6 protein-coding genes are annotated in these 6,473 nt (G+C 38.8%); 4 read left to right on the top strand and 2 right to left on the bottom strand.

The window, feature by feature from the left end; all coding sequences use genetic code 11:
* Window positions 1-600: 600 nt before the first annotated feature.
* Entirely contained in the window at window positions 601-1,245 is a 645-nt protein-coding gene (gene pyrE / locus ADS77_RS19870; RefSeq protein ID WP_054206701.1) for an orotate phosphoribosyltransferase, read from the bottom strand.
* Window positions 1,246-1,265: 20 nt separating this feature from the next.
* The gene (rph, locus tag ADS77_RS19865; RefSeq protein ID WP_054455959.1) at window positions 1,266-1,979 is read right to left on the bottom strand and encodes a ribonuclease PH; all 714 of its coding nucleotides are present in this window, start codon (window positions 1,977-1,979) and stop codon (window positions 1,266-1,268) included.
* Between the two features lie 178 nt (window positions 1,980-2,157).
* Here rph and ADS77_RS19860 point away from each other — a divergent pair, with 178 nt between their 5' ends.
* From ADS77_RS19860 to rpoZ, 4 genes are all read left to right on the top strand, one after another.
* Entirely contained in the window at window positions 2,158-3,018 is an 861-nt protein-coding gene (locus ADS77_RS19860) for a YicC/YloC family endoribonuclease (RefSeq protein WP_054206699.1), read from the top strand.
* A gap of 248 nt (window positions 3,019-3,266) precedes the next feature.
* Window positions 3,267-5,276: a methyl-accepting chemotaxis protein gene (locus ADS77_RS19855; RefSeq protein ID WP_054206698.1), complete on the top strand. Its 2,010-nt coding sequence runs from the start codon at window positions 3,267-3,269 to the stop codon at window positions 5,274-5,276.
* 102 nt (window positions 5,277-5,378) lie between these two features.
* Window positions 5,379-5,999, top strand: a complete 621-nt coding sequence (gmk, locus tag ADS77_RS19850) for a guanylate kinase (RefSeq protein ID WP_054206697.1) — start codon at window positions 5,379-5,381, stop codon at window positions 5,997-5,999.
* A gap of 118 nt (window positions 6,000-6,117) precedes the next feature.
* Entirely contained in the window at window positions 6,118-6,393 is a 276-nt protein-coding gene (gene rpoZ, locus ADS77_RS19845) for a DNA-directed RNA polymerase subunit omega (RefSeq protein WP_054206696.1), read from the top strand.
* Window positions 6,394-6,473: the final 80 nt, after the last annotated feature.

Genomic DNA, 6,473 nt, shown 5'->3' with positions numbered 1-6,473 from the left:
TTTTTTCTGTTCTCATCCAATAAAGAATGAAGAACCTGCTCAATGAATTCTGAATTTATTTAATATCTTTCGATATTGAATTGACTGTGCTGCAATAAATAAATTTATTGCTGTTGGTCACTCAGTTTCAATTGAGACTCTAAATTTTTTGCCTCACTACCGAAGTAGCTTGGCTGTTAGAACTCAATCTGTACGAGTGCCCACACAGATGATTGCTTTATATTGTTAAAGAACGTTGCGATTAAAGTGTTTTACTTTATCTCGCTAGGGCTGCGGATGTTACGCTTTCCTATTTTTTTGTCAACACTTAATTTTAAACTTTTAAAAAATTTAAACTCAAGTTTTACTCGACTTACTAAGTGACTTGCTTGCCTCGCTAAGCGTTGCCTGCTCTGCCGTCTCAGTGGGGTCGCATTATAGGGCGCGGCTGATTTTACGCAAGCGTTATTTGAAGAAAACTTGAAATAAAGTACTGTTCGTTCATTATTTAAACCAAACACTGCAAAACCAAAGCTTTTAACGTTTAAATAACCCTAATAACGGGTTTTAAATGTAAAAAGCCCAGTGATATATCACTGGGCTTTATTTAAATAACTCTAGTTAAGCAATACCATATTGTTCACGGTATGCTTTTACTGATTCTAGATGCTCATCCATAGTACCTTTACTCTCAAGGTAACTGATTAAATCAGCAAGCTTAACGATTGAAACTACTTTAGTTCCAAAGTCACGCTCTACTTCTTGAATTGCAGAAAGCTCTGCTTTTCCTTTTTCTTGGCGGTCTAGTGCTATTAACACACCGCTTAGGTCTGCACCGTTTTGCGCGATGATCTCCATAGACTCACGAATTGCTGTTCCAGCAGTGATCACGTCATCAACTAACATGATTTTACCTTTAAGCTCAGAGCCGACTAATGTGCCACCTTCGCCGTGTGCTTTTTTCTCTTTACGGTTAAAACAATAAGGCACATCTTTATCATGATGATCAGCAAGTGCGACTGCGGTAGTCGTTGCAATTGGAATACCTTTATAAGCAGGGCCAAATAATACATCATATTCAATTGCAGCATCTTCTAATGCTGCGGCATAAAAACGACCAAGGCGTGCAAGGTCACGACCAGTATTAAATAAGCCCGCATTAAAGAAGTAAGGACTAGTACGGCCAGACTTTAAAGTAAACTCACCAAACTTTAGTACCTGCTTTTCAAGGGCAAATTCAATAAACTCTATTTGATAATCTTTCATTGCTATAAACCTATCATTTATTAAGCTAATGCTTGTTTTTGAATATCGATAATTTCGCGAATTGAATGTTTTGCAAGTGTTAGCAGCTCATCAAGCTCGTCAAACGAAAATGGTTCGCCTTCCGCAGTACCTTGAATTTCGATCACTTTGCCTGTTTCAGTAAGAATTACATTCATATCTGTTTCAGCGGCTGAATCTTCTAGATACTCTAAATCACTAATAGCCTGGCCTTTATAGATGCCAACAGATATAGCAGCGATCATATATTTAAGAGGATTCGAATTGATCATACCTTTACTACGCATATGTGTAAGTGCATCGACTAACGCAACACATGCGCCGCTGATAGATGCGGTACGTGTTCCGCCATCAGCTTGAATAACATCACAATCAATAGTAATAGTATTTTCACCTAACGCTTTTAAATCTACAGCAGCACGAAGTGCTCGTGCGATTAGGCGTTGAATTTCCATAGTTCGACCGCTCTGTTTGCCGCGCGCCGCTTCACGACCATTTCGAGTATGGGTAGAGCGCGGTAACATACCGTACTCAGCTGTGACCCATCCTTTGCCTTGGCCTTTCATAAAGCGTGGTACACCTGATTCAACAGTTGCTGTACAAAGTACTTTAGTGTTACCAAATTCAACCAACACAGAGCCTTCAGCATGCAAGGTGTAATTACGTGTAAATGTAACCGGTCTAATTTGGTTAGGTGTTCTTTCGCTTGGACGCATTCACGATCCCCTTAATTCAGAATTTTACGTATTATAAGTCGATGTGTGCTTAGATGCCATGCTGATTTAAACAAAAACCAACTGTAAAATTCTCATCAACAAAAATTTCCGCTAGAGCTTATACAGTGTTACGGTATAATCACTTTAATATTGTCTAAATAAAACTAGGAAACCATCCATGATCCACAGTATGACTGCTTACGCGCGTCGCGAAATTAAAGGCGATTGGGGCACTGGCACCTGGGAAGTTCGTTCAGTAAACCAACGTTACCTTGAAACCTTTATCCGCGCACCTGAGCAATTTCGTGGAATGGAGCCGGTTATTCGTGAGCGCTTACGTAAACATTTGCAACGCGGTAAAGTTGAAGTGTTCTTAAAGTTTGTAGCAAACCCAGCTCATGTTGGTGAGCTGTCGATCAATGAAGCATTGGCAGCGCAGCTTATTAATAGTGCTAAATGGGTGCAACAACAAAGTAATGGTGACATTAATCCTGTTGATATCTTACGCTGGCCTGGTGTTATGGAAGCAGAAGAACTTGATATGGACAGCGTTAACACAGCACTTATATCGGGTTTTGATCAAGTGATCGAAGACTTTAAATCTGCCCGTGGTGATGAAGGTGCTAATCTCGAAGAAATGATAGCGACCCGTCTTGATGCTATTTTAGAACAAGTGAATATAGTAGAAACTCACATGCCGGAAATAGCAAAATGGCAACGTGAAAAACTCGCTCAAAAACTAGAGGATTTAACCGCTAATATTGACGAATCACGCCTTGAGCAAGAACTTATTTACCTAGCACAAAAACAAGATGTAGCTGAAGAGCTTGACCGTTTAAAATCTCACGTAAAAGAAACAAAAAAGATTCTTAAAAAAGGCGGAGCGTGTGGTCGTCGTTTAGATTTTATGATGCAAGAGTTTAACCGCGAAGCAAATACTCTAGCGTCTAAATCTATTAATAGTGATATCACTAGCGCAGCTGTTGAACTTAAAGTATTGATTGAACAAATGCGCGAGCAGATCCAGAACATAGAGTAATGCAATAAGAAGACCCAAATAAATATTTTGCTCTTTCCGTCTATCTATAGGTACTTAAACTAGCATTTAAGTGCCTTTAAATAGACTCTGGTTTTGCAAGAAAAGTATTTAGCTCCCTCCCCTCCCTCCACTTTTTTATTTTAWAAATTCACATTATTTATCATAAATAATTCACTGCCAATAGAATATAATGGGCTATACTTACGTCTAAATAAGCAACAGTGTTGAATTTAGATAAGGTTATACCTATGAAGTTAAATGTTAAATTATACTCTGCATTTTCGAGCATCATCATTTTGATGTTAGTCTCGAGTACTATTGTTTGGTTTAAAGTATCTACTGAAACTCAACGAGCTTTAGAAATTAAAGGCGATGACTTACCTGGGCTTATTTTATACATGGCGCAGCTTGATGAAATGTATCGTATGCAAAATGAAGCTTTAGAGTACTTATCTGGTGATGTGAATAAAGTTAAAGATTTTAATGAGCTATTTACTCAATTCAAGAAAACTAATTCAGAGTTAAGGAAATACGAATCAGCAAAAGCTTCTGATCGTATAAAGATGGATAAAATCTCAAGTCTAATGGAACAGTATCATCAAAGCGTTAATAATAATATTTTTGAAAAATACAATCCTGCAACGCACCAACAAGCTATTGCTCAAGCAAAAAGCCTGAAAAATACATCTGGTAAGCAGTTAGAGACTCTTTTAGATAAATTAAAAGACGAAGAGTTTGCCGACGCCTTTAACACAACTGAAATAAACGAAGCCCTAAACGATGATTTACCCGGGGTGCGTTATTATTTAGAAATGGTTGATGAAGCCGGTGATATGCTGTCGTCGATTAATTCACATCTAGCAGGTGATTTGTCTGCGCAAAATGATTTTAAAAAGGATGCAGCAAGCTTTGCTGAATACCTAACATTAATAAAACCGCTAGAACAAAAGCCCAATGAAATTCAAAATATCAAACAAATTGAAAGTTACTTTGAAACGATAAAACGTGAAGCTGCTGTTGTTTTTAATGCTTATAATCCACAAAACCATACAGCTGCAAAAATCGCAATTAATACTCTAGAAGAAAGTATTATTAATGAATTAGTTGCAATTTTACAATCATCCGCTGATGAAGAAAGAGATGATGCTACTTCTGCTCTAGATCACTTAGATACCGGATTAAATTTTACTTTAACTATTATTATTATAATAACCTTAATAGCAACCATCATTGGATTTAGTGTAGCTTACCTAATTAGTAAATCTATTTTATCAAGACTCTCTTTGGTACTAGATACCGCTCATAGCATTGGTAATGGAGATATATCAAAACCAGCAATCGAACATCGTAATGAAGATGAAATTGACGCACTTGCTGATGCAACCAACAAAATGTCGTTATCATTAAATAACTTACTTGAAGCCATCAGTGGAGTTGTTTCTGATGTGAAGCTTTCAAGTGGTGATATTGCAAATACAAACACCCAAATAGCAACCCGCAGCCAAGAGTCTGCCGATCAATCAACACAGGTCGCGACAGCTATTGAAGAAATGAGTTCAACGGTCTCCGAAGTTGCGCGTCAGAGTCAGCAAGCCTCCAGCCAGGCTGAAAATGCAAAAGATCTCGCAAGCAATGGGGGTATATCAGTAAAAAGTACGGTTGATGAAATCAAAAGTGCCTCAGCGCGCGTACAAACTACTGCAGATACGGTGACTGAACTTGGTGATTTAAGTGCGCAAATAGGCAATGTGATAGGGGTTATAGGCAGCATCGCAGAGCAAACTAATCTGCTAGCATTAAACGCTGCAATTGAAGCTGCTCGAGCCGGTGAACAAGGTCGTGGATTTGCCGTTGTAGCCGATGAAGTTCGTACTTTAGCTGAGCGAACAACTAAAGCAACTGAAGAAGTAGTTAATACTGTGCAATCCATTCAAAATCAAACGCAAGTTGCAGTGAACTCAATGCAAAGTAGTGTTGAACAAGTAAATATGAGCGTAACTTTAGCTGAAGAGGCTGGTAATCAGCTAGAGAACATTGTGATTGGCGCAACTGAAATCGCAGCAATGATCCAATCTATCGCAACAGCCACAGAAGAGCAGTCTGTTGTTGCAAGTGAAATGGCTAAAGATGTGTCACTCATTGAGCAATCAAGCCAAAGCTCACTCCGTGACACTCAAGTTGCTGCGCACTCCGCAAACTCATTAAATAGCCAAGCAGAGCAACTTGCGCAATTAGTTGCTAAATTTAAACTAAGGTAATGTGTAGTTGAGCTAGTTTAGTCATTTACAGTACAATGCTCCTATCAAAGGCTTGGGTAATAGTTAACCCAGGCCTGTTTACTTTATGTAGAGAATTAAATAATGGCGCAAACTCGTGGTAACCTGTTTATTTTATCAGCCCCATCTGGCGCAGGTAAATCAAGCTTAATCAATGCATTGTTAGCTAAGTATAGTGATATGAAAGTGTCTGTATCACACACTACCCGCTCACCTCGCCCTGGTGAAGAAAACGGCGCACATTACCATTTTGTGAATGTTGATGAATTCAAATCATTGATCGAAAAAAATGATTTTTTTGAATGGGCCCAAGTCTTTGATAATTACTACGGCACATCAAAGCAAGCAATTGAGGAGCAACTCGCTGCCGGTATTGATGTGTTTTTAGATATTGACTGGCAAGGCGCGCAACAATTACGCAAACTTGTTGATGATATAGAGACCATTTTTATCCTACCGCCATCAAAAGCAGAGCTTGAATCTCGCTTAAATAACCGCGGACAAGATTCACAAGAAGTGATTGCAAGTAGAATGGCTAAAGCACAATCAGAAACCTCTCACTACGATGAATATGATTATGTCGTCGTTAACGATGACTTTGCCAGTGCATTGAATGAAATTGAAACAATTGTGCTAGCAAAACGCCTATCACTACAAAGCCAAGCTATTCGTCATCAAGATTTACTCGCTGACCTACTGAGTTAAATCTTAATTTAAGCTCGGTAAGTATTTTATTTGTTTAAATTAACCACAAGCTATTGGCGAATCTGGCTCGGTGCAGTAAACTACGTCTTTGCTTAAAAATTTATTTGGAGTGCTGAAGATGGCTCGCGTAACTGTTGAAGATGCAGTAGATGCAATTGGTAATCGTTTTGACTTAATTTTAGTTGCGGCTCGTCGTGCCCGCCAAATTGCAGTTGGTGGAAAAAACCCACTAGTTGACCCTGAAAACGATAAGCCAACAGTTGTTGCTTTACGTGAAATTGAACTTGGTTTAGTTGATAGCTCATCGATGGATCTTATTGATCGTGAAGAGCAACAACACCAAGAAGCAGCTGAAATGGCTGCCGTTGCTGCTATTGTAGGTGGCAACCAATAATCTGACTTCCCGGTCCGATTTAGCCAACGACGTAGTATTTCTACTCTAGTCGTTGGCAATCCCTCCTTTTCATCGTATAT

The sequence above is a fragment of the Pseudoalteromonas porphyrae genome (assembly GCF_001298125.1).
In the GTDB taxonomy this organism is placed as follows: domain Bacteria; phylum Pseudomonadota; class Gammaproteobacteria; order Enterobacterales; family Alteromonadaceae; genus Pseudoalteromonas; species Pseudoalteromonas neustonica.
Note: the sequence above shows the minus strand (reverse complement) of the source record. Positions and strands in the feature narration are given on the sequence as shown.

What these genes read in the sequence shown, in the direction of transcription:
- pyrE (WP_054206701.1), bottom strand. Translation starts at nt 1,245, where the DNA reads ATGAAAGATTATCAAATAGAGTTTATTGAATTTGCCCTTGAAAAGCAG.
- rph (WP_054455959.1), bottom strand. Translation starts at nt 1,979, where the DNA reads ATGCGTCCAAGCGAAAGAACACCTAACCAAATTAGACCGGTTACATTT.
- ADS77_RS19860 (WP_054206699.1), top strand. Translation starts at nt 2,158, where the DNA reads ATGATCCACAGTATGACTGCTTACGCGCGTCGCGAAATTAAAGGCGAT.
- ADS77_RS19855 (WP_054206698.1), top strand. Translation starts at nt 3,267, where the DNA reads ATGAAGTTAAATGTTAAATTATACTCTGCATTTTCGAGCATCATCATT.
- gmk (WP_054206697.1), top strand. Translation starts at nt 5,379, where the DNA reads ATGGCGCAAACTCGTGGTAACCTGTTTATTTTATCAGCCCCATCTGGC.
- rpoZ (WP_054206696.1), top strand. Translation starts at nt 6,118, where the DNA reads ATGGCTCGCGTAACTGTTGAAGATGCAGTAGATGCAATTGGTAATCGT.